This window comes from Pantoea sp. ACRSC (assembly GCF_022346785.1).
GTDB classification, from domain to species: domain Bacteria; phylum Pseudomonadota; class Gammaproteobacteria; order Enterobacterales; family Enterobacteriaceae; genus Pantoea; species Pantoea alvi.
The window spans coordinates 40,716-66,115 of sequence record NZ_JAKRNN010000016.1 but is presented as its reverse complement, the minus strand read 5'-3'; the positions used below and the strand labels follow the sequence as shown (position 1 = coordinate 66,115).

Here is a 25,400-nt window from a genome sequence, read left to right as displayed (position 1 = left end):
GAACAGGAAGCAATAATCAGCTTTCAAACTGGAAGGTGAGGACAGGCATTCGGAATGAATTCTGTTTCACATCCCCAGTAGAGGAAGGAAAACGCGTAATGCCAGATGCAGAGCAGAAGATTATTTTTCCCTGCGATCAAACATATGAAATCAGTTTAAGACCTGGAATATCCTATGAAAAAACTAAAATTTACGTTCAAAAATGCGGCTGGTGAAGAACTGGCCGGATTGCTTGAACTTCCTGAAAATCCTAAAGCGTTTGCGCTGTTAGCTCATTGTTTTACGTGTGGCAAAGACCTCAAAGGCGCGGCGCGTATTGCGCGGAAACTGACAGAGAATGCTATCGCCGTTCTCCGGTTTGATTTTACTGGTCTGGGAAACAGCGAAGGGGATTTTTCCAACACCAACTTCTCATCCAATATTTCGGACCTGCTTTGCGCGGTAGATTATCTCCGCCGACAGTACGAAGCGCCTTCTTTGCTCATCGGCCATAGCCTGGGGGGAGCGGCCATTCTGTCTATTGCCGGCGAAGTTCCTGAGGCAAAGGCCGTTGTCACCATAGGATCACCCGGAGAACTGACACACGTAAAACGTCTTTTTAAGGATGATGTTGAAAACATTAACCAGCATGGAGCCTATCCCGTTGAGCTGGCCGGGCGGGTATTTACCTTAAAGAAACAGATGCTGGACAATATTCAGGAACACAAAATCGCTCATAAGGTGTTCGCCATGAACAAGCCTCTGCTTATTTTTCATGCGACTGAAGATGATACTGTGTTAATTGAGCAGGCCGAAAAAATATTCAAAGCAGCAAAGCATCCCAAGAGTTTCATTTCGTTGGGTAAGGCGGATCACCTTCTGACTCATGCTCAGGATGCTGAATACGTTGCCGATATCATTATATCGTGGAGCGAATGTTACCTATAAACAGAGTAAATGCGTTCAAACTCGTAGCGCAGAGGGCGATTTTCTGCAGAGATCGGACGCTGTTTATGCTGGACTGATTTTGCGATAAAGGCTTAGGCCGATGCATACAGGCGGGGCTGAATAAGGGTGAGGCCCTTGGGCGAGCATCCTTCATGCACCGGCTGAATGAAATCAGGGATCTGGGGGTGGGAGGATCAGCGTTACCACGCCACCGGCGCTGACACTACATACGGCGGCGATAACACTCTGGAATACGGTTTATATAGAAAGAACCATTGAGCCGCTTAAGCAAAAAGGAGTCCCTGTTAATGAACTGCTGGTCTCTCATCCTTCTCCACTGCTGTACAAAATATAGTCTTAGCGTGGGATAATTTCCGTTTTCCAAGCGGACCCCGTATAGAGCGTACAGTCCCAAAGATAGTCAGGGGTAAAATTACTCGCGGCTATTCGAGCGAGGGTTGACTCGGCATGATTAACGGTATCGATATTACACTGCGTCAACAGGACAGTCTCATTATCAGGCGCCACCAGCACCGCGCCGAACGGGTGATTGCCCAGGGCGATAGCGCGCCTTGCAACTTCGTTAGACAGCCGCAAAAATTTAATATCGGCGGCGTTATGCATTTTCATCCTCTTTTTTAGTATTCAGTAAGCTGTTCAGCACTACGGCAGTAAAACCGCCCATAAAAATACCGCTGTCGAAAATTAGCCTTAACGATGAGGGCAGCGATGTAAATAACGCCGGAAACGCCATGGGAATGACGCCAACGCTTATCGAGACGGCAACAATGAGCATATTGTTGTCATTTTTAAAACTGACCTCTTTCAGCTGCTGAATGCCGGCGGCCAGCGTCATGCCGAACATCAACACGCCAACGCCGCCCAGCACCGGACGCGGGATCGCCGATACCAGCGCGCCCAGCTTAGGAAACAGGCCGAGTAACACCAGTATCAACCCGGCAGCAGCCAGCACCGACCGGCTGGTGATACGCGTCAGCATAATCAGCCCGGCATTTTGCGAAAAAGCGTTGTAAGGAAAACTATTGAGACAGCCGCCGACCATAGTGGAGAGACCGTCGGCGCGGATCGTATCGGCAAGACGCTGCGGGGTCGTCGGGCGTCCCATTAGCTTGTCTATCAGCAGGACGTTGCCGGTTGTCTCTGTCATCACGATGATCATCGCCAGGCAGGAGACCAAAACAGGCACGGGGGAAAACGCCGGCAGGCCAAAAGAGAAGGGCATGCTGATGCCGAGCCATGCAGCGTGACCCACCGCGGAGAAATCGGTCAGGCCTGCGAACCAGGCGATAAGGGTCCCCGCCAGCATGCCTGCCAGGATGCTGAAGTTGCGGATGATGCCTTGCGTTTTGCAGTAAAAAAACAGCGTGATCGCCAGGGTGGCCAGACCCAGCAGCAGGCTGGACGGGCTGGCAAAGTCGGGCGCATCGGGGTTGCCGCCGCCGATCCAGATTGCCGCGGCGGGCATCAGAGAGATGCCGATAATGGTAATCACGCATCCCGTCACTACCGGCGGAAAAAAGCGGATCAAACGGCTAAAAAGCGGCGCGACCACCACGGTGAACAGGCCGCAGGCAATCGCGGAGCCGAATACCGTGGTGATGCCATACTGCTGACCAATCCTCGCCATCGGCGCCAGAACGATAAAGGAGCAGCCCTGGATTAACGGCATCCGTCCGCCAAAACGCCCGACGCCCACCGACTGCAGCAGCGTGGCGAGTCCGGAGGTCAGCAGGCAGGCGTTCACCAGCGTCACCGTCTCCGCCCCGGTCAGGCCCATCACCGACGCGAGGATCAGCGGCACCGTCACCGTCCCCGCGTACATCACCAGAACATGCTGTAAGCCCAGCGAAGCGATGCGCCTGGCGCTGAGCGAGCCTTCAGGTTTTTTTTCAGCTATTACCGTTTCCATAAACACCTCTCGTCGCACTGATAAAGCGCAGGAAGCCCACTCTATAAGTAAAAAAGTGATACAAGTAAGCGAGCTGTTTTCAGGAAAATTGAAAGCCGGGGGGCGTTTTGAAATATTCATTGGAACAACTTATGGTGTTTGAGCAGGTAGCCAAATCGGGATCTTTCTCCTCGGCCGCGCGTCAGCTGAAAAAATCCCAGTCCTCTGTGAACATGGCGATGAGCAACCTGGAGCTTGAGCTCGACCTCTGCTTGTTTGAACGCACGCCGCGACAGGTGCGGCTAACGCCGGAAGGCGAAGTGCTGCGCGAGTATGTCAAAACCATTCTGGAACGATGTCAGGCTTTCGATCAGCGCGTAACGGCATTCAACCAGCAGATTGAGAACCATGTCAGCCTCGCCATCGAGCTTCCCTATGTCACGATTGCGCCCGTGCTATATGAATTCTCTATGACCTTTCCTGAGGTCGATATCCATATCAAAGAGCCTTTTCGCGGCGATGTGGAGGCGATGGTGAAAAATGGCGAAGTCGATCTGGGCATCGCGCTCTCTCACCCCGTTGAGAGCGAGAAAATTCAGTTTAGGCAGCTGGGGAAAGTGGTCATGGTGCATGTCGTCAGCGCCGCGCATCCGCTGGCGCAGCGCATCCCCGTCTCCTTTGCCGATTTGCACAGCTGGCGGCACATCACCTTTGGTTCCCAGGAGACAAGGATCGCCACCACCGAATACTTAGGCAGTCCCATGCTCTGGCGGGTGGAAAGCTACAGCGCGATGCTGGAGGCGGCGCTGGCCGGTCTCGGATGGGCGTCGCTTCCTCGCGAGTTCGTCGATCGCGAATTGCGCGCAGGGACCTTGATCGAGCTACGGCAGCAGGAGTACCCCCATACCGACTGGATCGTCGGCATTGATCTGCTCTGGTCTAAACAGGCGCCCGCCGGCAAAGCGCAACGCTGGCTGCGCGACCGTCTGGTGAAACATAAAATTTTTGAGCAGGACAGGGCGGGGAACCGAACCACGCTATAACGGTTAAAAATAGTTATCCAGACGTAAACGCCCGGGTTTTTTTCACCGAAATCATTTGGCCTGCTCGCTTTTTTACCAGACAATCTGCCGCCTTGTTATGTGTCTGGTCTGGCGCGGATGTCCGGTCTCCTTCGCTCTGTTCAGTCTGGCCAGACAAAGAGTGATCAATCCTGTTGCGCCGGCATCTGAACAACCAGTAATTCAAAGTGTAAAAATGACTATTCAAGCAAGTACGGAAAACGCAGTAGCAAACAGACCATCCTGGTCGCTGAAAGATACCATCTGGATGATGGGGGTATATGGCACCACGGTGGGCGCCGGCACGCTATTTTTGCCGGTGGAGGTGGGAACGCGCGGGCCGCTGGTGTTTTTTATGATGCTGCTGCTGGGCCTGCCGCTGTCGCTGATACCGCACGTGCTGATCTGCCGCATCTTCATGCGCGACCATCAGGCGGAAAACGCCGCTCTTCCGCTCTTCGGTAAATTCTTCGGCCCAAAAGGGCGTCAGGGCATTAAGATCTTTTTCTGCGTTGCCCATTTTCCCGTCACGCTGGTGTACGTCGTCTCGCTGGTCAATGCGTTAGACAACTATGTTACCGCCCACCTGCATGTCGCCGCGCTGAACCGCGCCGTGCTGGCTTTTATCGCGGTGTCGTTACTCTATCTGGTGTTAAGCAAAGGCCGCGACCGCGTGGTCACCACCATGAGCACGCTGGCGATCCCCTTTGCCCTCTCTCTGCTGTTGATTGCCATGATGCAGATCCCGTCGTGGCATCTCTCCAACCTGATTCAGGCGCTGCGCGAGACCACGGCCGCACCTGCTGGCGAGTCGCTGAAGGCGCTCTGGCTGGCGCTTCCGCTTATCACCTTCTCATTCTGTTCCGCGCCGATGATGTCGCCGCTCTCCTCCTGGTACCAGGAAAAGGGGAAGGGCGGCGAGCAGAAAGCCGTACGCGTGGTCCGTCTGGCTTACTGCGCCATCTTTTTCAGCATCATCTTTTTTGTGCTGAGCTGTGTGCTGAGCATGCCGCGCGAGGTGTTTATCGCAGCCAAGACGCAGAACCTGAACGTGCTCGCGGTGATGGAAGGGAACGGTGGCGCAGGTCTGCTGTTTATCGTTGCGCCCTTTATTGCGATGGTGGCGATGACCAAATCGTTTCTGGGGGTTTGCCTGCCGGTCGCCGAAACCTTCGCTACGCTGATCGGCGACGCCGCCGGGCTGAAAGATCAATCCGGGCGCAAGCGAGCCAAAGCGGTGGCCTTTGCGCTGATGTTTGCGGTGTCGCTTGCGGTGGCCTACTGGAACCCGGACGTGATTGCGCTGATTGAAACCGTCTGCGGGCCGCTGATCGCGATCTTCCTGTTCGTGATCCCCGCCTGGCTGGTGTACACCCGAAACGAGCTGCAGACGCTGCGAGGCGGCATGTCGCTTATCGTCATCGTCGGCGGCCTGCTCACCGTGTCGGCGCTGATCTACGGCATGCTTTAACCCGCGCCCCCTGGAGAAACGGGGGGCGCGGTCGGGCGGTCAGACCTGGCCGCTCGCCTGATTCCGGCCGTTGCGCTTGGCTCTGTAAAGCGCGCGGTCGGCCTCTTTTTTCAGCTGTTCAGCCTCTGCCGGTTTGCCTTCAGAGACCAGCGAACTGTAGCCGGCGCTGATGGTCACGATACCGAGCGAGACTTCCGTACTCTCATGCGCGATGCCCATCTCCATCACGCTCCTGACGGCGCGCTCTGCCACTATCTTCGCCTCGGACTCGTCGGTGTTCGGCATAATAATCGCGAACTCTTCGCCGCCGTAGCGCGCGACCACATCGCCGTGAAAATGAACGCTCTCTTTCAGCGCGTGGGCGACATCCTGCAGACACTCGTCGCCGGCCACATGTCCGTACGTATCGTTAAAGCGTTTAAAGCAGTCGATGTCGATCATCACCAGCGCGATCGGGTCGCCGGTTTTCAGCGATTTAAGTAACCCCTGCTCAAGCAGCGCATCAAACTGCCTTCGGTTGGCCAGGCCGGTTAAGCCGTCGACCAGCGCCAGCGACTGCAGCGTGTGATTGATGTTGGTCAGCTCATCGCGCACGTAGGTTAATTCAATCTGATTTCTGACGTTGGCGCCCACCTGGCGCAGCAGCATGATGCCCATGCCGGTAATAGCGCAGAGCAGAGCCAGGTTAAGCAGCAGGTTAACCAGGTTTCCCGCCAGCCATTCCCGACGAATGCTGTCGCGGTCGTAGCCCGCCGTGACGATCAACGGATAGCGCTCCAGCCGGGTGTAGCCAAACACGCGCACCACGCCGTCCAGCGTAGAGCGCCAGGTGGCGTTGCCGCTTGAGGCGGCCTTAAGCTCCGTTTTAAACAACGGGCTGGACGCCAGCGTCCGGCCGATAAAGGCGTCAGGGAACGGGCGAATATATAAGACAGAGGAATCCGCCAGGATCAGCCCCAGGGTGTCTTTATTGCCCAGGGCGAAATAGCTGTAATACTGACGGAAATAGTCAACCCGCACGGTGGCCAGCGCGACGCCGGCAAAATGGCCCTGGCTGTCGTTCAGGCGAACGGAAACCGGGATCACCAAATCGCCGGTTGAGCGGCTGCGGATGACCCGACTGATAAGCAAATTCGTATCGTTATGGGTCCGATGCCAGATGAAATAGGCGCGATCGGCATTACTGGCGTTCGTCGGAACAAAATTGCCGGAGGAGGCGATCCAGTGCCCCTCGGTGTCGTAAATGAAGAGCCCGTGCAGCTGCGGTAGCTTAGCCTGCTGCTCTTTTAGCTGGTGCAGGAAAGCCGGCGTTGCGGCGTACTCATTGCCCCGCTGCCGGAGCTGCCGGACCGCATCCGCCAGGGTGATATCTACCTGCAGAAACGCATCTTCCGCCTGCTTCGCCAGCGAAACCGACAGGTTGCGGGCGTCGTCGTTTTTTTCGCCCACCGTCTGCTGCCATGAGTTCCATAACGACCAGGCGTTAATGGCGATAACAAAGAGGCTGGTGAGCAACAAAAACACGGCCATGCTTTTGCCGAGAGAGGTTTTTAACAGGGCGACGCCGGAAGCGCCTGATTGAGTTTTTCGCATAGTTAAGGGGGATATCAGCGCATGCGGCAAAGGTCAGTAACGCATAATACATTAATTATGCTCAGGTCATAATGGTTAGCCGCATGCATTCTGAGCGCGCGCAGGTGCATGAGTCGCCTTTCAAAAAACGAATAAGTCATTCTCGCCTATACTTCACCGCGTTTGCTGGAATGTTCAGTCGCGCTCAGGTTTGCCGTTCGCGCGGCGGCGTATTCAGGCATAACGAGACGCATGATTTTTATCATTTTATTCTTACAGGGGATTTGCTGCCATGTTGCATTCTCAACCTTCACGCGCCGGCACGCTGCTGCTCCTGCTGGCGGCCGCGATCGGCTTCGCGCTGGCGCTCTACGCCTGGCTGACGCCTCTGACTGGCGTCACCGGCACCATCGGCGCGCTCGGCGTGGCGATCGCCAGCGTAGTTCTGGCTTTGCTGACGCTGATTTTGCGCGCCGCGTCAGGGCGCGGCGCACGCATTTTCTGGGGCATCGTGACGCTGATTGTGCTGGTGGGTATCGGCTTTGCCGCCTTACTGCTCCATCAGGGGATCATTACCGCCGCCATGGTACTTGGTCTGGCTGGTCTGATCCTTCTCGGCCGCCGTCCCGCCCGTCACACCACACCTGCCAGAGCCTGAGGAATTGCCCGTGCATAGCGATAAACAAAAGCAGCTGATGAAAGTCAGCATGACGGCGCTCGCGCTGCTGATGACGCCACTCACATTACAGGCCGAGGATAAGGCCGCCGAAGCTTCTCAGGGAACGCAGGAGAAGCTTAATGTGGATGCCGCCGATCAGCAGTCGCCCGGCACCACGAACACAACTAAAGAAGCCTCTTCCGAACAGGATGGCAAAAAGGTCGCGTCCGCCGCTAATACGGCGTCGCCGCTGGTGCCGGAAAAAGCGACCTGGGACAGCTTCCACGGCCAGCTTAACGCCCAGAAGTACAGCCCTCTCAAGCAGATCACGGCCGATAACGTCAGCAAGCTGGAAAAAGTATGGGAATTTCATACCGGCGACGTCTCCGACGGCAAAGGTAAAACGCCTGCCACCGTCTGGTCGGCCACGCCGGTGTTCGCCAACGATACGATTTACATCGGCACGCCTTTTTACCGGCTGATTGCGCTCGATCCCGGCACCGGGAAAGAAAAGTGGCATTACGATACGAAAGCGCCGCGCGAAGCGCTGACTCAGCCGGTCCTGAAGAACCGCGGCGTCTCTTACTGGCAGGCGAAAAACCCGGTTGCCGGGCAGGCCTGCCAGAAGATCGTTTATATGGGCACCGTTGACGGCAAACTCTATGCGCTGGATGCAGACTCCGGCAAACCATGCGAAAAATTTGCCGATAAGGGCGTGCTGAACGTCGAGCAGTGGAACACCCTGAATGCGAAATTTCCGCTGTCGCTGCTGCAGCCGCCCACCGTGGTCGGCAACCATCTGATCGTCGGCTGGGCGGGTAAAGACTGGGCCTATGCCGAAGCGCCTCCGGGCACCGTCTTCTCCATCAATGCCGAAACCGGTCAGCGCGAGTGGACCTTTGACGCCATTCCCGCCGACATCAGAAAGCGCACCGGCACCGCCAACGTCTGGACCCATATGTCCGCCGACGAGGCTAACGGGCTAGTCTATCTGCCGGTCTCTTCGCCTTCGCCTAACTACTGGGGCGGCAATCGCGTCGACGCCATTCCGCTCGGCACCTCAACCACCGCGCTTGATGTGAACACCGGCAAAGTCGTCTGGTCGCGCCAGTGGGTGCATCATGACGTCTGGGATTACGACATCAACTCCGCGCCGACGCTGATGGACATCACGGTCAACGGCAAACCGATCCCGGCGCTTATCCAGGCCACTAAACAGGGCTTCCTGTTCGTCGTGAACCGCCTGACCGGCGAAGATGTCTGGCCGATCGAGGAGCGTCCGGTCCCGCAGGGCGACGGCTCCGTTCAGGGCGAGAAACTTTCGCCTACTCAGCCGTTCCCGACCAAACCGGCGCCTTTGCTCGATCAGTCTAAAAAACCGGAAATCTGGAAGCTGGCCGATATCGTCGGCGCCGGGCAGTGCTCGCGTCTCTGGGATAAGCTGACCTATGAAGGCATGTATACGCCGCCAACCACCAAAGGCGAGGGGGCATTAACCTATCCTGACAGCGCCGGCGGCGTGCAGTGGGGCGGTGTCGCCTTCGATCCGCAGAATCAGATTGCGGTGGTGAACACCTCGCACATCGTGCAGTACGTCAAGCTCTACAGCCGTGAAGAGTATAATAAGGCGGATAAAGACTCCGGTAATGAGAGCGGATTCGCGCCGCAGGAGGGCGCGCCTTACGGGATGCGCCTGAACGTGGCGAATAACTGGCTCGGCATGCCGTGCTGGCAGCCGCCGTTTGGCGAGATCGTGGCGCTGGATATGCACACCGGCGACGTGAAATGGCGACGTCCGGTTGGCGCGTCTCAGCAGTACGGGTTCTTTATGCCGGAAAGCTGGGGCTCGCCCACTATCGGCGGCCCGGCGGTCACCGCAGGCGGCGTCATCTTTATCGGCGCCTCGATGGACGCGAAAGTCCGCGCTTACTCGCTGGCGAGCGGAGAGGAGCTTTGGTCCGATCAGGTTGAAGCGCCAGCCGTGGCAAACCCCTCGGTGTATGAATACAAAGGACGCCAGTATGTCGCCTTTGTCGCCGGCGGCAACACCATACTGAAAGATCAGGTCGGCGACCAGGTCGTGGTCTACGCGCTGCCTAAATAACCCTGCTGGTAAGTTCTGAACGAGAGCAAAGCGATTTGCTCTCGTTCAGAACGTAAAGAAGGCAGGCGACGCGGACGTTAGTTAAACACCATACCGCCGTCGATTAATAAGGACTGCCCGGTCATATAGTCGGAGTCGGGACCCGCCAGGAAAGAGACGCAGGCGGCGACATCTTCCGGCTCGGACAGTCTCCCCAGCGTAATGCGTTTAGCAAATTCCCGCGTGCCGTATCCCGCCGGCTCTCCCGCCGCCTCCGATATCTGCTTGTCGATCGCTTCCCACATCGGCGTTTTTACAATGCCGGGACAGAACGCGTTGACCGTAATGCCCGCAGCAGCCAAATCTTTAGCCGCCGTTTGCGTCAGCCCGCGCACCGCGAACTTGCTGGAGCTATACACGGCCAGCTCTGGGTTGCCGACGTGGCCCGCCTGAGAACAGGCGTTGATAATTTTCCCGCCGTGGCTTTCCGCGGCGAACGCCTGGATCGCCGCCTGCATGCCCCAGATAACGCCCTTCACGTTGACGTTATACACCTTATCGATCACCTCTTCGGTGATATCGGCGATCGGCGTAGAGGGCGCGACGCCGGCATTGTTCACAATGACGTCGAAGCCGCCCAGCGCGCGTCTCGCCTCCTCGACCGCCGCAAAGACGCGATCGCGCCGGGCGACGTCGACCTGCAGCGCAACCGCCTTGCCGCCGGCGCGGGTAATCGTCTCCGCAACCTGCTGCGCGGTGTCGGCATTATAATCGGCGACCGCCACGGCAAAGCCGTCTTTCGCCAGGCGTAATGCGATCGCCGCGCCGATGCCCTGACCGGCGCCGGTAACAAAAGCCACTTTATTTTTCATAACGCTATCCTTTTAAGGTTAGATCAGAGCAGCTGGCTGAGATGAAGCTGTCCCATCAGCAACGGGTTGTCGCTGTAGTCGACGGGAAGGGCAACCACAGCCGGCCCGTTCACATCCATCGCTTTGCGCAGCGTCGGCTCCAGCTCTGCCGCGCTGTTTACCGCAAACCCGGCCGCGCCGAAGGCTTCGGCATAGGCTTTAAAGTCGACCGGGCCGAAGTTGACGCCGGAGAGGCGCTGGTACTTTTTCTCCTCCTGGATGGCGACCATGTTGTAGGCGTTATCGACCCAGATAATGTGCAGAATGTTGGCCTTCAGCCTGACGGCGGTTTCCAGCTCCATGCTCGACTGCAAAAATCCGCCGTCGCCTGAGACCGACACCACTTTGCGCGACGGATCCACCAGCCAGGCGCCGATAGCCCACGGCAGCGCGACGCCCATCGTCTGCTGCCCGTTGGAAATCATGATTTGACGCGCGCGGAAGCTGTAAAGATAACGGGCGATCCAGATATGAAAGCTGCCCATGTCGACGGTCAGGCTGACGTCGTTGTTGATGATGTCCTGCATGGCGCGCACGATGCGCAGCGGATGCAGCGCGAACTGATCCAGGCTGGCGCCCTGCATCGCCAGCAGCTGCCGTTGCTGGCGGCGATCCTCCAGCACGGCGGCGGCCGCCTCGCTGAGCTGCAGCGGCGAGGCGATGCGCGCGGCGATTTTACGCACGGTCTGGGCGATATCACCCACCAGCTCGGCGTCAGGCAGGTAGAGATTGTCAGCCTCCGCCGGCAGCACATCGATATGCACCAGCATCGCTTTTCCGCTGTTCCACATCGCGGGCTCATACTCAACCGGGCTGTAGCCGATGGTGATGATCAAATCGGCCTGCTGCAGCAGACGATCGCCCGCCTGGTTGTTAAACAGGCCGATACGTCCGGCAAAGCGCGAAAAGTGCTCCTGACGCACCGCGCCGGCCGCCTGATAGGTGCTGGTGACGGGAATGCGGCTTTTGCTCAGCAGCTCGTGGATCGCCTCGCTGTTCTCTGGCTGGCTCGCCATCAGGCCCAGCAGGATCACCGGATTTTTGGCCCGGGCGATTTCGCGGCTGACCGCCTCGACCAGCGAATCGGGCGCGGCGCCCAGCGTGACGCGTCCCTTGTGCTGCAGCGGCGTGCCTGACACCGGCTGGTCGACGATATCCTGCGGCAGGCTGATAAAGGCGCCGCCGCCGCGGCCGTTCTCAGCATGGCGAAAAGCGTTGGACACGCATTCGGCCAGCGCAGAGGCGTCGGTAACCTCGACGGCGAATTTCGTCACCGGACGAAACATCGACACGGTATCCATGCTCTGATGAACCTGCTTGGCGCTGTCGGAACGCTTCACCGCGCCGCCAATCGCCACCACCGGATCGCCTTCGCTGGTGGCGGTGGCCATGCCGGTCACGAGGTTCGAGCAGCCCGGCCCCGAGGTGACCAGCGCCACGCCGGCGCTGCCGGTCAGCCTGCCGACCGCGGCCGCCATAAAGGCGGCGTTCGCCTCATGCCTCACCGGGATTAGCTGAATAGGGGAATCCACCAGCGAATCGAATACCTTGTCGATTTTGGCGCCGGGAATGCCGAACACATGGTTGACGCCCTGCGCTTCAAGCTGCGCCACCACGAGATCGGCGCCGCTGTTCCAGAGCACGTTGGTTTTTAGCGTTTTCATCATCACCTCAGTTGTTAGCTTTCGACAGCCCGAATGGCTTCATCCAGATCCTGCGGGTTCAGATCCGCCTGCAGAAAATCGCGGTCCTGCGGCAGATCGATCACCAGCTGGCTGATGGCGCCGAACGTCAGCTCTCCTCCTTCCAGCACATAATCGAGGATGTGGCCGCCGCCCTGGCGATCGCCGGTAATAAAGTGTTCGTGGTAGCCTGCGACGTTGATGCCCTGCATATACTGCGGCGTGCGGAAGCCAATCAGTTCGCCCTCCGCCTCGCGAAAGTCGAAGGTGGGCTGATTGCCGAGCACTTCAGGCATGGTGCGATAGGGGCGACACTGGCAGGGCACGGTGCGCGTCTGTACGGCATGAAAGCGGCCACTGATGCGCAGCGCGCAGAACTGGTTATCTGAGGTGATTTTGCTGTCGATAACGCGGTGCACATCGTCACGCGTGGCGGTTTCAGCGAAGCGGTGCTGGTATTCAGGTTTGAAAAATGTCATCACCGCAAAAGGCGTTTTCTGATCGGGCCTGGCAGGACGGGCGCTGCCGTCGGAGCGGAGCTGATACACCTCGCTGTCAAAAGCGATCAGCTCGCCGTCGAGCTGATTAAAAGTGCCCAGACCAAAATCGCCTTTGCGCAGCAGATCCGCAACCGTGGTCGATCCGTCGTAAACCCCGTTAAGAAGCGCGCTCATCAGCGAGGTCTGATAGATAACTTTTTCTGGTGATTTTTCCGCAAGTTTGCCAAGGGTTTCCTTGAACTGATCCTCACATGAACAATCAGATACAATATTACACATATGGTGCCTCACAAACCCATAGTTAAGCCGTGTTAATATCATGTTGGGCCAGTTGGCTCGCAGAATCCAATAGCGAAACCTGTTAACTTTGAGACGTTTTTGATATGGAACTTCGGCATCTACGTTATTTCGTTGCTGTGGCCGAGACGCTGCACTTTACCCGCGCAGCGGAAATGCTGGGCATTTCTCAGCCGCCGCTAAGTCAGCAAATCCAGCGTCTGGAACATGAGATTGGCACGCCGTTGCTGAAGCGCTTAACGCGTGGGGTCGAGCTGACCGAGGCGGGCAGCGCGTTTCTGCCTGATGCGATACAGATTGTGCAACAGGCCGATAATGCGCTGGAGAAGGCGCGCGGCGTGGCGCGAGGCATCAGCGGGCAGATGTCGCTGGGCTTCGCCAGTTCGGTGGCGTTTGGTCAGCCGGTATTCGATTTGATCCGGCGTTTCAAGGCGCGCTATCCCGCCATCACCCTGACCACGCGGGAGGAGAACATGGCGCTGCTGATGCAGGATTTACAGGAAGGACTGCTCGACGCGGCGTTTATTCGCCTGCCCTGCGAAAGCAGCAAAGCCTTTAATCTGAAGGTGATCGCCACCGAGAGAATGCTCGTCGCCTTGCCCGCTGGCCACGCGCTTGGCCATCAGCGAAGCGTGGCGCTGTCGCAGCTGGCGGACGAAACGCTGATTATCTTCCCGCGCGACGTCTCCCCGAGCCTGTATGAACTTATCGTCAGCACCTGTCTGCGCGCGGGCTTTTCCACGGCGCGATTTCAGCAGGCGCCGCAGATCGCCTCCTCTCTCGGCATGGTGGGCGCCAACTGCGGCATCGCGCTGGTGCCGGCCTCTATGTGCTGCGTCAATAACCCGCAGATTGTGTTTTGCGAGATCGAGAACAACACGCTTTATACGGATATCGCCTTTGCCTGGCGACGCAGCAGCACGGCCAGAACGGTATCGCACCTGCTCAGGCTGATTAACGACGCTGAGCAGGCCGCGTCGGGCGAGCCCTCTCCACCCGACGGCGAGTGATCTTCAGCCCGCCAGCGCCGCCGCAAAGTCGCGGTACGAATACAGCGGACGGCCCAGCAGCGCCACCAGCCGCTCGCGATCGCCAGTCTGCGGGATCATGCCGTCGCTAACGTAGCGCTCGGCCATCAGACGCATTTCATAGGCCATCCATTTCGGCATAAATCCCGCCATGTTCGCTTCAAACGCGGCAGGATCGTCGCCGCCGTAGTTAACCGGTCGCCCGAGCGTCTCAGCCCATACCGCAGCGGCCTGAGGTCCGGTAAGGGTATCGGGTCCGACAATATTGATGGTTTCGACCGGCAGTTTGCCGGGAGCCCGGTCGCGTCGTATCAGTTCGATAGCGGCCACCTCGGCAATATCGCGCACATCGACCATCGCCAGCCCGACGTTTCCGATCGGCATCGGATAAACGCCGTGGTTGAAGATGACCTCTTTAACCATCGCGTCGTTATCGATGTAATAGGTCGGCCGCAGGATGGTGGCGCTAAAATTCATCGCCGCGAGCATCTGCTCCGCGCCGTACTTAACGGCAAAGTGGGGAACGTTCACCGCTTTATCCGCCTCGAACACCGAAAGATAGACGATCCGTTCAACGCCGCATTCGCGGGCGACGTTCAGGGTAATGATGGCCTGCGTAAACTCATCGGCCGTGACGGCGTTCAGCAGGAAAAGCGTGCTAACGCCCGAGAAGGCGGCGCGCAGGGCGTCGAGATCGAGCAGCTCGCCTTTAACCGCCTCGACGCCTGGCCCAAAGCCGGCAGCGTCAGGGTTACGCGTCAGTATGCGAACAGCAGCGCCGCGGCTGATAAGCTGGGCGACGACATGGCGGCCGACACGGCCGGTGGCGCCGGTAACAAGAATAGTCATGATGTTTACTCCGTGATGTCAGGTGGGTGTAAACAGAGATTAGGGTGTTTTGTTTAATGGCGGAAGACGCTATTCTCGAGACTCTTTGTTCCATAAATGAGACAGCGTATGGATCTTAACGCCTTAACAGATTTTCACCTTATCGCCGCCTCGGGCGGGTTCGGCGCCGCCAGCCGCGCCAGCGGGCGTTCAAAGGCAACACTGTCGCGGCGGCTGGCCGATCTTGAAGAAACGCTTGGCGTCCGCCTTATTGAGCGCGGTAACCGTCGGCTTGAAATTACCGAGGCAGGTAAACTTCTGCTGGCCAGAACGGCCGGGGCCATGCGCGAAATCAGCGAAGCTGTCGTTATGACGCAGGAGGGCGCGACCCGTCCCAGAGGATGCCTGCGTATTGCAGCACCGCTGCTGTTTTCACAGGTGGCGCTGGGCCAGCTCACAGCCCGATTCCGCACGCGTTATCCCGACGTCCGGATTGAGTCCGTGGCAGAGGACAGGCTCAGCAATCTGGTTGAGGAGCATTTCGACGTGGCAATTCGCATTAATCCCCCACCGGACAGCGCGCTGGTGGGCAGATGCTTTGCCAGAGACAAGCTCATGCTGGTCGCCGCTCCCGGGTTTGAGATGCCGCTCAGCGACGGCGGCCGCCCGCTCCCGGTTGCTGCGGTCGTGATGCCCACGCACAGGGAAGGCGAAATCTGGTCGCTGGATAACGGGCGACGCTGCCTGGTCCCGCAGCCGGTGGCGCAGTTCTCTTCCCTGCTGGCCGTGCGTGACGCCGTAACTGCGGGCGCCGGCGCGGCGATGCTGCCCCAGTCGATTGTCAGTAATCTGCTGGAAAAAGGCGCGCTGATCGCATGGGGAGAGGCTAACGAGACGACAGAGCTGTGGGTGCTGCACACCTCTCGCCGCCTGCAGAGCCCAAAAGTCAGCGCCTTCGTGGCATTCATCTGCGAGCAATATCCCGGCGGCTGGTTTACAGCCTGAACCCGCGGGTTTAACCGGCGGGTTCAGGTGCATGCCGTTATTGTGCGCTGCCCGACTCCAGCGCACGCTGCAGCCGTTGCGCCGTGTTTTGCTCGCCCCGGCTCTCAAACAGCGGCACCAGTTCGGCCAGCTGCGCATCCGTCAGCCCTACGTTCCGGCTGATATTCAGGTGCGCTTTTAGCTGGGACTCCACGCCGGTCATGGCTGCCAGCGCGCCTACGGTCGCCAGCTCCCGGCGTTTCCAGTCGAGGTTGTCGCGGCTGAAAATATCGCCGAAAAGATGAACCTTCAGATAGCTATCGATGGCTGGCGCGAAATCGAAAAGCGCGCCTTTGACCGGGCCGCCAGCGAGCGTGGTTTGGTTCTGCGTGCCGACCGCCAGCATCTCTTCAGGCTTCGGCAGCGGCCCTGGCGGGTTGCCCTCTGCATCGTTTTTACCCTGCTCACGACGCGCCTCAACGACTTTCATCAGCTCAGCCAGCGCATTCAGGCTACGGGGAAAACCGGCATAGGCGTAAAGCTGGACCAGGATCTCACGACAGTCGCTGATGGTGAGACCGGCATCCAGCCCCTGGTGCAGCGCAGCGTTCAGTGCGGGTATGTCGCCCGTCGCAGCGCTGGCGGCAATCGCCGCCGTCTGCTTCTGCGGCGCGGTAAGAGGATGTTGCTGCTGGGTCAGCATGGTTCTGTTCCTTATCGAAGTGGGACGGGAAGCTTCTTCGGCAGCGCCGCTGGAGCAAAACAGCGCGACGCAGAGCGCCAGCAGGCTCCCCATGCGCCGCCGAATCGTTATGCCGTCAAGATTTATCACGAGACGCATACTGCTCGTCGCTGACGTGCTCCATCCAGTCAACCGCTATGCCTTCCTGCGCCTCGGCAATGGCGATATGCGACATGCTGTTCTGCGGCGCAGCGCCATGCCAGTGCTTCACGCCCGCCGGGATCCAGACGATATCGCCAGGCCTGATCTCGCGCGCCGGACCGTCCCATTCCTGAACAAAGCCGAGCCCTGAGATGACAATAAGCGTCTGGCCGAGGGGATGGGTATGCCACGCCGTACGGGCGGAAGGCTCAAACGTCACGGTCGCGCCGCCCACGCGCGCCGGATCGCCTCCCTGAAACGGCGAGTCAATGCGCACCGTTCCGGTGAAATAGTCTGGCGATCCCGGTACCGAGGGTTTTTCTCCACTTTGCATGATGGTAATCACAGGTGTCTTCTCCTTTGAGTAAGCAGCTGAACAGGCCAGTGCGAGGGACATCGCAGCAGCGGCAAGGGTCTTCATATGGCTCCAGTTCTCAGTACAGGGAGCAACGTCAGGCGCCAGCCCCGCTGGTGGATAGTCAGTTCAGTGTAGGCTCCGTAAGATTGTTTGATAAGATGGTCAAATGTGAATGCGTATGTGCAGAATATTCAACAATGGTCCCTGAAAATCTCAACGACCTGCGCGCCTTTCTTCATGTGGCGCGTGAGAAAAACTTCACCCGAGCGGCCGCGCAGCTCGGCATGTCGCGCTCTGGATTGAGCCATGCGATTACGGCGCTGGAGGCGCGCCTTGGCGTCAGACTGCTGACGCGCACCACGCGCAGCGTCTCCCTTACCGAAGCTGGCGCGCGGCTCTATAACATGCTGCTGCCGATGCTGCGCGAACTCGACAGCGAACTTGCCTCGCTTCGCGCGCTGGGTAAAAAACCGGCGGGCACCGTGCGCATAACCGCGCACGATCACGCCATCGAATCCGTGCTCTGGCCGCGACTGCGGCCGCTGCTGAAGCGCTATCCCGAGATGCAGATCGAATTAAGCGTGGACTATGCGCTGACCGATATCGTGGCGCAGCAGTTTGATGCCGGGGTGCGGGTCGGCAACGTGGTCGATAAGGATATGATCGCCGTCAGGATCGGTCCTGACTTTTATATGGCGGTAGTCGCCTCGCCAGATTATCTGCAGGATAAAACGGTGCCGGAAACGCCAGCTGAGCTGACGACGCATCAGTGCATCAATCTGCGGCTGCCGACACGCGGCGGGATCTACGCCTGGGATTTTGAAAAAGCGGGCAAAGCGTTATCGGTGCGGGTGCAGGGACAAACCGTTTTTAACACGACCGGGTTGATGCTGCAGGCGGCGCTGGATGGGCTGGGGCTCGCTTATGTTCCGCTGGATCTGGCGCAGCACTATATCGAAAGGGGAAAATTAGTGCCGGTTCTGCAGGCGTGGTGGCCGCTTTTTCCGGGATACCATCTTTACTACGCCAGCCGCCGTCAAATGATGCCTGCGCTGACTGAAGTGATTAACGCGCTGCGCTACAGGGAAACCTGACGTTAATAAAGCGTGCGAATAAGCGAATTTAGCTGAACCATCATGGAAAAAAACGGTCAAAGGCTGTTGGCTGCACACCTCCAGGCATGACATTAACGCATGGCTAAACAACAGGGGGATAACCTGATGTATTTGCGTGTTAATTCAGCGCTAAAATCGCCCTGTTTCCTGCATTACTGTACCGTTCAGCGCATCTTTTCCCGGAGTTTCACACAGGCTGTCCACTTTTTCTGTGGATAACTTAGCGGCTTACTCTTCACTGTTTTCCATCAGATCAACCATTGCGCCTTTGTGCGCTTCCACATAGCGGATATAGCGCATCAGGGTTTCCGGTTTTTTCCAGGTCCCTTCCTGCATGATTTGCGGAACAGAATAGCCTTTGCGCGCCAGATCCTGCGCGGCGCCCACGCGCGCGCTGTGGCCGCTCCAGCGGCGATAGCGATTTTTGTTCGGCTTCATGGTCGTGATATGCCCGGCAGCCTCCCACGCACGGGTGAAAATACTCTTCAGCGCGGGCGTGCTCATGGGTTCGTCGGTCACGATCATCACTTTGCCTGAGCGGTGCACCGGCGCAAAGAGATAGGCATCGGGTTCATTAATCAGTCCCGATGCCATAATCCACTTTGTCAGCACCGCTGACGACTTCGACCCCAGCGCTTTCACCAGGCTGCCGGTGTCCAGAATGGTTTTGGTCCAGGAACCTTCCAGGATGATGCGGCCATCTTCGGCGCGAATTACGTCGCCAACGCGAAAGCGCGCCACTTCACTGATACGCATTAACGTACTGTACGCCACATGGAGAAAGGCGAGATCGCGCAGGTGACGCAGGCTCGCATTTTCTGCCCATGCAGCTTCCACCTTTTGCAGATCGCTTAGCCGGAAAGGAACCGCCTGGCCGGTGCGCTCGCCGGAGACCACCGCCACGCGATTGATCTTTTTTACCGCACGCGAGACCAGCGGCGAGGTCGATGGCGGCACCAGCCCGGCGTTACGGTGTAACATCGTGATCAACGACTGATGCGTGCCGATAGTCGATGACGCGCGCCCGATAGACTGCAAATAGCTCAGGTAGTCGCGCAGATCTTCAGGCGACATAGGAAGCAGCACGCGATTGTTGGCCAATGCCCAGCGGTGACAGACGCGCATTACGCTCATCAGCTGTCGCCAGGTATTGGGCGCAAACGCATCTTTATCCTGTACGAACTCGCGCAGGCGTTGCGCAAGGTCGTCATCCGACTGAGAAAGCGGGAGCAGGGCGTGTGAGGTAATTAATCCATCCATATCTGTTCAATTTGTCCGCAATTCAGCTGGGGATCGCGCTACGTGAATTCTGAAAAAAAAGCAGGGGTAAACTGCTGCAGATTTTGCGTAGCGTTGTCATTTTAAGGCACATTGGTTGCCTGTTTTAATGTCCGGACATCGTTTTCAAGAGAAAGACGGAGGGCAAATAGCGCTTTCGCTCAGGATCCAGACCGGATCCGCATGATAGCGGGTTTAGGAAGGGATGTCGCTGGGTTTGTATAAGTCTTGTTATATGAAGTTAGAAATTTAGCTCACCCATGATGGATAGTGAGCAGGAGGCACAGGCAGAATCAATATTTAAATATGCTGACAGTTTCAAATAAAAAACAATTCAGTTAGAGGCCTAAAATTGCAGATTCAATAACAAATACTGAACCTGCAACTCACCGGCTTTAAATCAGGCTTTGGCTAAAAATCGCGCCCGCCAGGGCTTAAGTACCCATATGGCAAGTAAAGCACAGGCAATGTCCAGAGTAATGGCGCTGCCAAATACTATGCTCCAGTTATGCGTATGCTGATAAAGCAATGCCGCTACGGGACCACCGAATATAGAACCAATACCCTGAGAAATATAAAGCCAACCGTAATTCTCCGTAGCGAAGCGAGTGCCAAAGGTGTCCGTTAAGGTTGCCGGGAATAAAGAAAATATCTCTCCCCAGCCAAAGAAAACTACGCCGGAAAGTAAAACAAATAACACAGGATCACTTTTACATAACAGCCACAACGTCATAGCAATGCCTTCAAGACCAAAAGCAAAAAACATCATTTTTTCACGACCAATACGATCGGAAATGTAACCACAAAAGGGTCGTGTAAGGCCATTCATCAAGCGGTCTATGGTCATGGCCAAGGGTAAAGCCGCCATCCCCAAAATTGTTATTGAAGTGATGCCAAAGTCTTCAGAAAATATAGCCATCTGTGACGTAACCATAAGTCCTGATGTAGACATCATGGTCATCATGATAAACATCAGCCAGAATATGGGCTGCCGTAGCATTTCTTTTGAGCTGAAACTTTTGGGAGCGTCAGCTGATCGCTGCCCTGCGCGCGATTCAATACTATCTTTTGGCATCCTTAGCCCCTGGCTGGCAATAAATCCAACGGATGCCATCATAATGCCAAACTGCCAAAACGTCTTTTCCAGTCCTGCTGTAGCGAGCGAGGCGGTGACAGGAAAGGTTGTTAAAATGGCCCCCATTCCATAACCTGCTGCCACCATGCCCGTTGCAAATCCTCTTTTTTCAGGGAACCAGCGAACCATTAATCCGACCACACCGATATAAACGATGCCCGTGCCAAGACCACCAATTACTCCATAATAAAGGTAGAGTTCAAAAAGCGAGTCAAGCCGTGAGACGAGCATCCAGCTAATACCGGCCATCAGCGTCCCGATGGTGATAAGCACGCGCGGGCCAAAACGGTCAATTAATTTTCCCTGAAGCGGGGAGAAAAACGTCTGAAGGATGATTAAAAGTGAAAAGGTGATCTGAATTTCTGCCAGTGGCGCGTGTAATTTTTCCATCAAAGGTCGGGTAAAAAGCGCCCAGACATATTGCGGGCTGGAGATTGAAATCATGCACACCAACCCCAAAAAGAGTTGCGCCCATTTCTTTCTGTAGTGGGAAACCTCTACCTCTGATAATACTGAACTTGACATCATCACACTCCGGCTTAAACGCATTTTACTTTTTAAAGCATTTACCGTGCCATGCCTGAACAGAACGCTAATATCGCTGTTTTATAGAAATTTAATATACATGAGGAAGATTCTTGCCCTAAAATGTGGCGTCTCGCATCAAAAATGTGCGAGTGAATATATTTATAGCATTACCAGGGCTCATCTCCCCAAACAAACTGTTACGCAAAGTGATGGTTTACATGTTTATCTATTTTTTGCGCGAAAATATTGCGCATTTTAGCTAGCAGATCGTGATTTATTTTTTTACAAATACCTTACTTCAGCATTTAATGTAGTTGTTACAAGGAAAAAATAAATTGCACCTTTGCTGACTTGCTTTTGAACAATTTGCACCCCTCCCAATCCTCTCCTACGCTTTTCCCCCTGAACACACAAAACCCATTGCGACTACGATCGCCTTTTTAAGCTGTAAAGGAGGAAAGTAAATGCAATACCGTAAACTGGGCCACTCGGGCCTGCTGGTCTCGAAATTCGTGCTGGGCACCGTGCCGTTCGGCGGCAAAGCCGGCTTTGAAAAAACCGGCAACGTTAACGCCAGCGAAGCGCGCCGCTTTATCGATATCGCGCTAGATCACGGCGTTAATATGATCGACACCGCCGATCTCTATTCGATGGGCGGCGCGGAAGAGGTGGTCGGCGAAGCGCTCGGCGATAAACGTGACAAGGTCATTCTGGCGAGCAAAGCGCGCAGCCCGCTGGGCGATGGCCCGAATGAGAGCGGCGCCAGCCGTTACCATCTCGTCAAAGCGTGCGAAGCGAGCCTGCGCCGCCTGAAAACCGACCACATCGACCTTTATCAGATCCATAACTGGGATGGCGTCACCTCGGTTGAAGAGACGCTGCGCGCGCTGGAAGATCTGGTGAAAAGCGGCAAAATCCGCTACTTCGGCACCTCCAACTACACCGCCTGGCAGATGATGAAGACGTTAGGCTGCGCCAGCGAACAGCAGCTGCTCAAGCCTGTTAGCCAGCAAATCTACTACACGCCGGAATCGCGCGAAGCGGAGTTCGAGCTGCTGCCGATGGCGATCGACCAGCAGATCGGCACGCTGATCTGGGGGCCGCTGGGCGAAGGCCTGCTGACCGGCGCGGTCAGCCGTCACGGCAAAGCGCCGGCATCCACGCGTCAGGGCAGCGGCTGGCCGGAACCCTACGTCCACGATATGGAGCACGCCTATAACGTTATCGAGGTGCTGGAGCAGGTCGGCAAAGAGATTAACGCCTCTATCGCGCAGGTCTGCCTGGCCTGGCTGGCGGAGCGTCCCGGCGTCAGCGCGCTGATCGTCGGCAACCGCAGCGAAACGCATCTGCGTGAAAACCTCAACGCCTTCGAACTCACCCTGAGCAATGAGCAGCGCCAGCGCATTGAACGCGTGACGCGTCCGGCGCCGCGCTATCCCTACTGGCACCGCTTCACCAGCGGCATGGACCGTATCGATCCGGCAGAGCAACCCTTCCTGGACGAGTACCGTCAGACCCTCGACGAACGTAAAGATTAGGCGCAGAAATAAGCCGCACGCTGGCCGCGCGATGTGGTCAGCCTTTATTTTTATGCCGTAAGCGCCTCTTTCAGCACAAATAAAAACGGCGGCCCTAAGGCCGCCAAAAACCCTCAATTATGGTTAGTATTGAGGAAGCAGTGGCACTGCAATGATGAAGAGATTAGCCCTTAACGCCGCCCGCCGTCAGGCCGCTGACCAGCCAGCGCTGCGCCAGCAGAAACACCAGCGTGATCGGGATGGCGGAGAGCACGGCGGCGGCGGCGAAGTCGCCCCACAGATAGTTCTGCGGGTTGAGATACTGCTGCATCCCCACCGCCAGGGTATAGCTGTTGACGTCCCGCAGCAGCAGCGAAGCGACCGGCACTTCCGTTACCGCGGCGATAAACGCCAGAATAAACACCACCGCCAGGATCGGCACCGACAGCGGCAAGAGCACCAGTCGGAACGCCTGCCACGGCGTCGCGCCGTCCAGCGCGGCCGCCTCTTCAAGCGAGCCGTCGATGGTTTCGAAATAGCCTTTAATCGTCCAGACGTGCAGCGCGATACCGCCCAGGTAGGCGAAAATCACGCCGCCGTGCGTATTCAACCCCAGGAAAGGCAGATACTGCCCCAGCCGATCGAATAAAGCATAAAGCGCCACCAGCGAAAGCACAGCCGGGAACATCTGAAAAATCAGCATCCCTTTCAACAGGCTGGCGCGTCCGGCGAAGCGCATGCGAGCAAAAGCATAGGCGCAGGTGGTGGAAAGCGCCACTATGCCGAGCGCGCTGATGCCGGCGATCTTCACCGAGTTCCACAGCCACAGCAGCACCGGGAACGGCGGCGGCGTGACGCGGCCATCGGCATGGGTCACGCTGAAGCCCAGCGCCAGCCGCCAGTGCTCCCAGGAGATCTGCTCCGGGATCAGGCTGCCGGTGGCGAAGTTGCCCGCGCGCAGCGAGATCGCCACCACCATCAGCAGCGGGAAAAGAATCGCGGCGATAAACGCCAGCAGCAGCAGATGGGTCAGCAGCAGACGCAGCTTCTGCGATTTAGGTTGTACCATAGCCATAACGCCTCCTTAGTCGAACTTCATCCGCACGGCTTTCAGGTTAATCACCGCCAGCGCGCCCACCAGCAGGAAGATCAGGGTGGCGATCGCCGCCGCCAGACCAAAGTCCTGTCCGCCGCCCCCCTCGAAGGCGATGCGCCACGTATAGTTCACCAGCAGATCGGTATAGCCCGCCGGCGTGGTGGTGCCAAGGCGATCGGGGCCGCCGTTGGTCAGCAGCTGCACCAGCACGAAGTTGTTAAAATTAAAGGCGAAGCTGGCGATCATCAGCGGCATCAGCGGCTTCAGCAGCAGCGGCAGGGTAATCAGAAAGAAATTCTGCATCGGCCCCGCGCCATCCATCGCCGAGGCTTCGTAGAGATCGTCCGGAATCGCCTTCAGCAGCCCCATGCAGAGGATCATCATATAGGGATAGCCCAGCCAGGTATTGACGATAACCAGCATGGCGCGCGCCAGCAGCGGGTCGCTGAACCAGGCGGGCTGCAGGCCGAACAGGGCGTTGAGCAGCACGTTGATCTCGCCGAAGCTCTGGTTAAACAGCCCCTTGAAAATCAGTATCGAAATAAAGGCCGGTACGGCGTAGGGCAGGATCAGCATCACGCGATAAATCGCTTTGCCTTTCAGCGCCTCCCACTGCACCAGACAGGCGAGCACCATACCGACGGCGACGGTCAGCGCCACGGTCAGCAGGGAGAAGAGCAGCGTCCAGCCGAAAATCGCCAGGAAGGGCTTCTGGATGCCTTCGTCGGTAAAGACGCGCACAAAGTTCTTCCAGCCTGCGCCAACCGTAAAGCCCGGGCTGAGCTGCTCGCTGCCCCAGCTGCCGTCGGCGTTGACGCGCTGAAAGAAGCCAGTTTGATCGTTCGCCTGATAGATCTCGCCGCTCTGCTGATTTTTCAGCCGCTGGTCGGCGGTGAGCTGATAGAGCGGCCGCGTGCCGGAGAACTGTCGCAGCGAACTCATCACCAGTTCGCGGCCGTCCGGCAGCCTGGCGCGGAGTTGACTGAGCGCCTGCCGGTTGCCGGTGACGACCTTCAGCGTCGCGCGCTGGCCCGCCGGCGGCGCGGCAGGGGTCATGCTGAGCTGCTGTTCGCCGCCAAAAGCGAACGGCGGCGAGACATAGCTCTCGCTGTCGGCGGAGAGCACCAGCTGCCAGCGATCGCCCGCAGGATAGAGCGCGAAGTTCATTCCCGCGCCGTCCTGATACTGACGGCTCAGCAACACCTGCTGCGCGCGCGCCTGGGTGAGCTGGTTGGTGCTGCTGTAGTTGGTAAAGGCGATCGCCACGGTACAGGCGAGGGGAAAGAGCACAAACAGCGCCATCCCGGCGAGACCGGGATAAACATAGCGCCAGGCGTAGGCGCGCCGGTTAGCGTAGATCCAGATGCCCGCCGCGCTGACGATCAGCGTCAGCAGCGCAAACAGATATTCGCCCTGCGCATACATCAGCACCAGAAGGTAGCCGACCAGCAGACAGCAGATCCCGACGAGAACGCGCTTCAGCAGCTGGCCCGCGCCTCCTGTTTTCGGTTTTCCTGACATGATTCGGTGTTCCTTAACAACCAGTGGTAAGCCGGCGCGAACCGGCTTTGGGAGAGGC

General features: G+C 57.5%; 22 protein-coding genes and 1 pseudogene. 10 read left to right on the top strand and 13 right to left on the bottom strand.

The genetic code is table 11. From position 1 onward, the window contains the following. Positions 1 to 174: 174 nt before the first annotated feature. The gene (locus MHZ97_RS15750; protein ID WP_065884240.1) at positions 175 to 927 is read left to right on the top strand and encodes a S9 family peptidase; all 753 of its coding nucleotides are present in this window, start codon (positions 175 to 177) and stop codon (positions 925 to 927) included. A 26-nt stretch (positions 928 to 953) separates the two neighbouring features. After that, positions 954 to 1,267 (top strand): annotated as a pseudogene (locus tag MHZ97_RS15745) (Tn3 family transposase); the annotation flags it as partial. 17 nt (positions 1,268 to 1,284) lie between these two features. Here the strand turns inward: MHZ97_RS15745 and MHZ97_RS15740 are convergent. Next, the gene (locus tag MHZ97_RS15740; protein WP_239314982.1) at positions 1,285 to 1,551 is read right to left on the bottom strand and encodes a hypothetical protein; all 267 of its coding nucleotides are present in this window, start codon (positions 1,549 to 1,551) and stop codon (positions 1,285 to 1,287) included. Further along, positions 1,544 to 2,857 carry a nucleobase:cation symporter-2 family protein gene (locus tag MHZ97_RS15735; protein WP_239314981.1) on the bottom strand — a complete coding sequence of 438 codons (1,314 nt, stop codon included), beginning with the start codon at positions 2,855 to 2,857 and terminating at the stop codon, positions 1,544 to 1,546. The genes MHZ97_RS15740 and MHZ97_RS15735 overlap by 8 nt, the downstream gene beginning before the upstream one ends. A 107-nt stretch (positions 2,858 to 2,964) precedes the next feature. Between MHZ97_RS15735 and MHZ97_RS15730 the strand changes: the two genes are divergently transcribed. Both MHZ97_RS15730 and MHZ97_RS15725 read left to right on the top strand, forming a co-directional pair. Continuing rightward, complete coding sequence (locus tag MHZ97_RS15730) at positions 2,965 to 3,879, top strand: LysR family transcriptional regulator (RefSeq protein ID WP_239314980.1); 915 nt, start codon at positions 2,965 to 2,967, stop codon at positions 3,877 to 3,879. 214 nt (positions 3,880 to 4,093) lie between these two features. Next, the gene (locus tag MHZ97_RS15725) at positions 4,094 to 5,368 is read left to right on the top strand and encodes an amino acid permease (RefSeq protein ID WP_239314979.1); all 1,275 of its coding nucleotides are present in this window, start codon (positions 4,094 to 4,096) and stop codon (positions 5,366 to 5,368) included. Between the two features lie 39 nt (positions 5,369 to 5,407). On the opposite strand, the gene MHZ97_RS15720 is transcribed toward MHZ97_RS15725, so the two are convergent. Beyond that, positions 5,408 to 6,961, bottom strand: coding sequence for a sensor domain-containing diguanylate cyclase (locus MHZ97_RS15720; protein ID WP_224481799.1), 1,554 nt, complete (start codon positions 6,959 to 6,961; stop codon positions 5,408 to 5,410). A 271-nt stretch (positions 6,962 to 7,232) separates the two neighbouring features. Between MHZ97_RS15720 and MHZ97_RS15715 the strand changes: the two genes are divergently transcribed. Then, entirely contained in the window at positions 7,233 to 7,598 is a 366-nt protein-coding gene (locus MHZ97_RS15715) for a hypothetical protein (protein ID WP_033755676.1), read from the top strand. 49 nt (positions 7,599 to 7,647) lie between these two features. Then, complete coding sequence (locus MHZ97_RS15710; RefSeq protein WP_369799195.1) at positions 7,648 to 9,702, top strand: pyrroloquinoline quinone-dependent dehydrogenase; 2,055 nt, start codon at positions 7,648 to 7,650, stop codon at positions 9,700 to 9,702. Positions 9,703 to 9,779: 77 nt separating this feature from the next. Here the strand turns inward: MHZ97_RS15710 and MHZ97_RS15705 are convergent, their stop codons facing one another. The 3 genes from MHZ97_RS15705 to budA are packed head-to-tail and all read right to left on the bottom strand — an operon-like array spanning position 9,780 to position 13,053. Next, positions 9,780 to 10,553, bottom strand: a complete 774-nt coding sequence (locus MHZ97_RS15705) for a (S)-acetoin forming diacetyl reductase (protein ID WP_033792418.1) — start codon at positions 10,551 to 10,553, stop codon at positions 9,780 to 9,782. Between the two features lie 23 nt (positions 10,554 to 10,576). Continuing rightward, complete coding sequence (gene alsS, locus MHZ97_RS15700) at positions 10,577 to 12,256, bottom strand: acetolactate synthase AlsS (protein ID WP_033755671.1); 1,680 nt, start codon at positions 12,254 to 12,256, stop codon at positions 10,577 to 10,579. A 14-nt stretch (positions 12,257 to 12,270) separates the two neighbouring features. Further along, on the bottom strand, positions 12,271 to 13,053 hold the full coding sequence (gene budA, locus MHZ97_RS15695; protein WP_103797213.1) for an acetolactate decarboxylase: 783 nt from the start codon (positions 13,051 to 13,053) through the stop codon (positions 12,271 to 12,273). Between the two features lie 104 nt (positions 13,054 to 13,157). On the opposite strand from budA, the gene MHZ97_RS15690 reads away from it, so the two are divergent. Next, the gene (locus MHZ97_RS15690; protein ID WP_033755669.1) at positions 13,158 to 14,081 is read left to right on the top strand and encodes a LysR family transcriptional regulator; all 924 of its coding nucleotides are present in this window, start codon (positions 13,158 to 13,160) and stop codon (positions 14,079 to 14,081) included. Between the two features lie 3 nt (positions 14,082 to 14,084). On the opposite strand, the gene MHZ97_RS15685 is transcribed toward MHZ97_RS15690, so the two are convergent. After that, the gene (locus tag MHZ97_RS15685; RefSeq protein ID WP_103797214.1) at positions 14,085 to 14,948 is read right to left on the bottom strand and encodes an SDR family oxidoreductase; all 864 of its coding nucleotides are present in this window, start codon (positions 14,946 to 14,948) and stop codon (positions 14,085 to 14,087) included. Positions 14,949 to 15,056: 108 nt separating this feature from the next. On the opposite strand from MHZ97_RS15685, the gene MHZ97_RS15680 reads away from it, so the two are divergent. Continuing rightward, a complete protein-coding gene (locus MHZ97_RS15680) occupies positions 15,057 to 15,932 on the top strand; it encodes a LysR family transcriptional regulator (RefSeq protein ID WP_033755664.1) in 876 nt (291 codons plus the stop codon). 37 nt (positions 15,933 to 15,969) lie between these two features. On the opposite strand, the gene MHZ97_RS15675 is transcribed toward MHZ97_RS15680, so the two are convergent. Continuing rightward, complete coding sequence (locus MHZ97_RS15675) at positions 15,970 to 16,752, bottom strand: carboxymuconolactone decarboxylase family protein (protein ID WP_224481800.1); 783 nt, start codon at positions 16,750 to 16,752, stop codon at positions 15,970 to 15,972. Beyond that, complete coding sequence (locus MHZ97_RS15670; RefSeq protein WP_103797216.1) at positions 16,730 to 17,215, bottom strand: cupin domain-containing protein; 486 nt, start codon at positions 17,213 to 17,215, stop codon at positions 16,730 to 16,732. Before MHZ97_RS15670 ends, MHZ97_RS15675 begins: the two co-directional genes overlap by 23 nt. Before the next feature lie 134 nt (positions 17,216 to 17,349). Between MHZ97_RS15670 and MHZ97_RS15665 the strand changes: the two genes are divergently transcribed. After that, complete coding sequence (locus MHZ97_RS15665) at positions 17,350 to 18,246, top strand: LysR family transcriptional regulator (protein ID WP_103797217.1); 897 nt, start codon at positions 17,350 to 17,352, stop codon at positions 18,244 to 18,246. A gap of 249 nt (positions 18,247 to 18,495) precedes the next feature. On the opposite strand, the gene MHZ97_RS15660 is transcribed toward MHZ97_RS15665, so the two are convergent. Together MHZ97_RS15660 and oxlT are read right to left on the bottom strand one after the other, a co-directional pair. Then, positions 18,496 to 19,527, bottom strand: a complete 1,032-nt coding sequence (locus tag MHZ97_RS15660; RefSeq protein WP_239314978.1) for a tyrosine-type recombinase/integrase — start codon at positions 19,525 to 19,527, stop codon at positions 18,496 to 18,498. A 418-nt stretch (positions 19,528 to 19,945) separates the two neighbouring features. Then, the gene (gene oxlT, locus MHZ97_RS15655) at positions 19,946 to 21,229 is read right to left on the bottom strand and encodes an oxalate/formate MFS antiporter (RefSeq protein ID WP_103797219.1); all 1,284 of its coding nucleotides are present in this window, start codon (positions 21,227 to 21,229) and stop codon (positions 19,946 to 19,948) included. A 443-nt stretch (positions 21,230 to 21,672) separates the two neighbouring features. On the opposite strand from oxlT, the gene MHZ97_RS15650 reads away from it, so the two are divergent. Continuing rightward, a complete protein-coding gene (locus MHZ97_RS15650; protein ID WP_239314977.1) occupies positions 21,673 to 22,746 on the top strand; it encodes an aldo/keto reductase in 1,074 nt (357 codons plus the stop codon). A gap of 163 nt (positions 22,747 to 22,909) precedes the next feature. Here MHZ97_RS15650 and malG read toward each other — a convergent pair whose 3' ends face one another. Together malG and malF are read right to left on the bottom strand one after the other, a co-directional pair. Continuing rightward, a complete protein-coding gene (malG, locus tag MHZ97_RS15645) occupies positions 22,910 to 23,800 on the bottom strand; it encodes a maltose ABC transporter permease MalG (RefSeq protein ID WP_033792433.1) in 891 nt (296 codons plus the stop codon). Between the two features lie 9 nt (positions 23,801 to 23,809). Next, positions 23,810 to 25,342, bottom strand: coding sequence for a maltose ABC transporter permease MalF (malF, locus tag MHZ97_RS15640; RefSeq protein WP_084885377.1), 1,533 nt, complete (start codon positions 25,340 to 25,342; stop codon positions 23,810 to 23,812). Between the last annotated feature and the right edge of the window lie 58 nt (positions 25,343 to 25,400).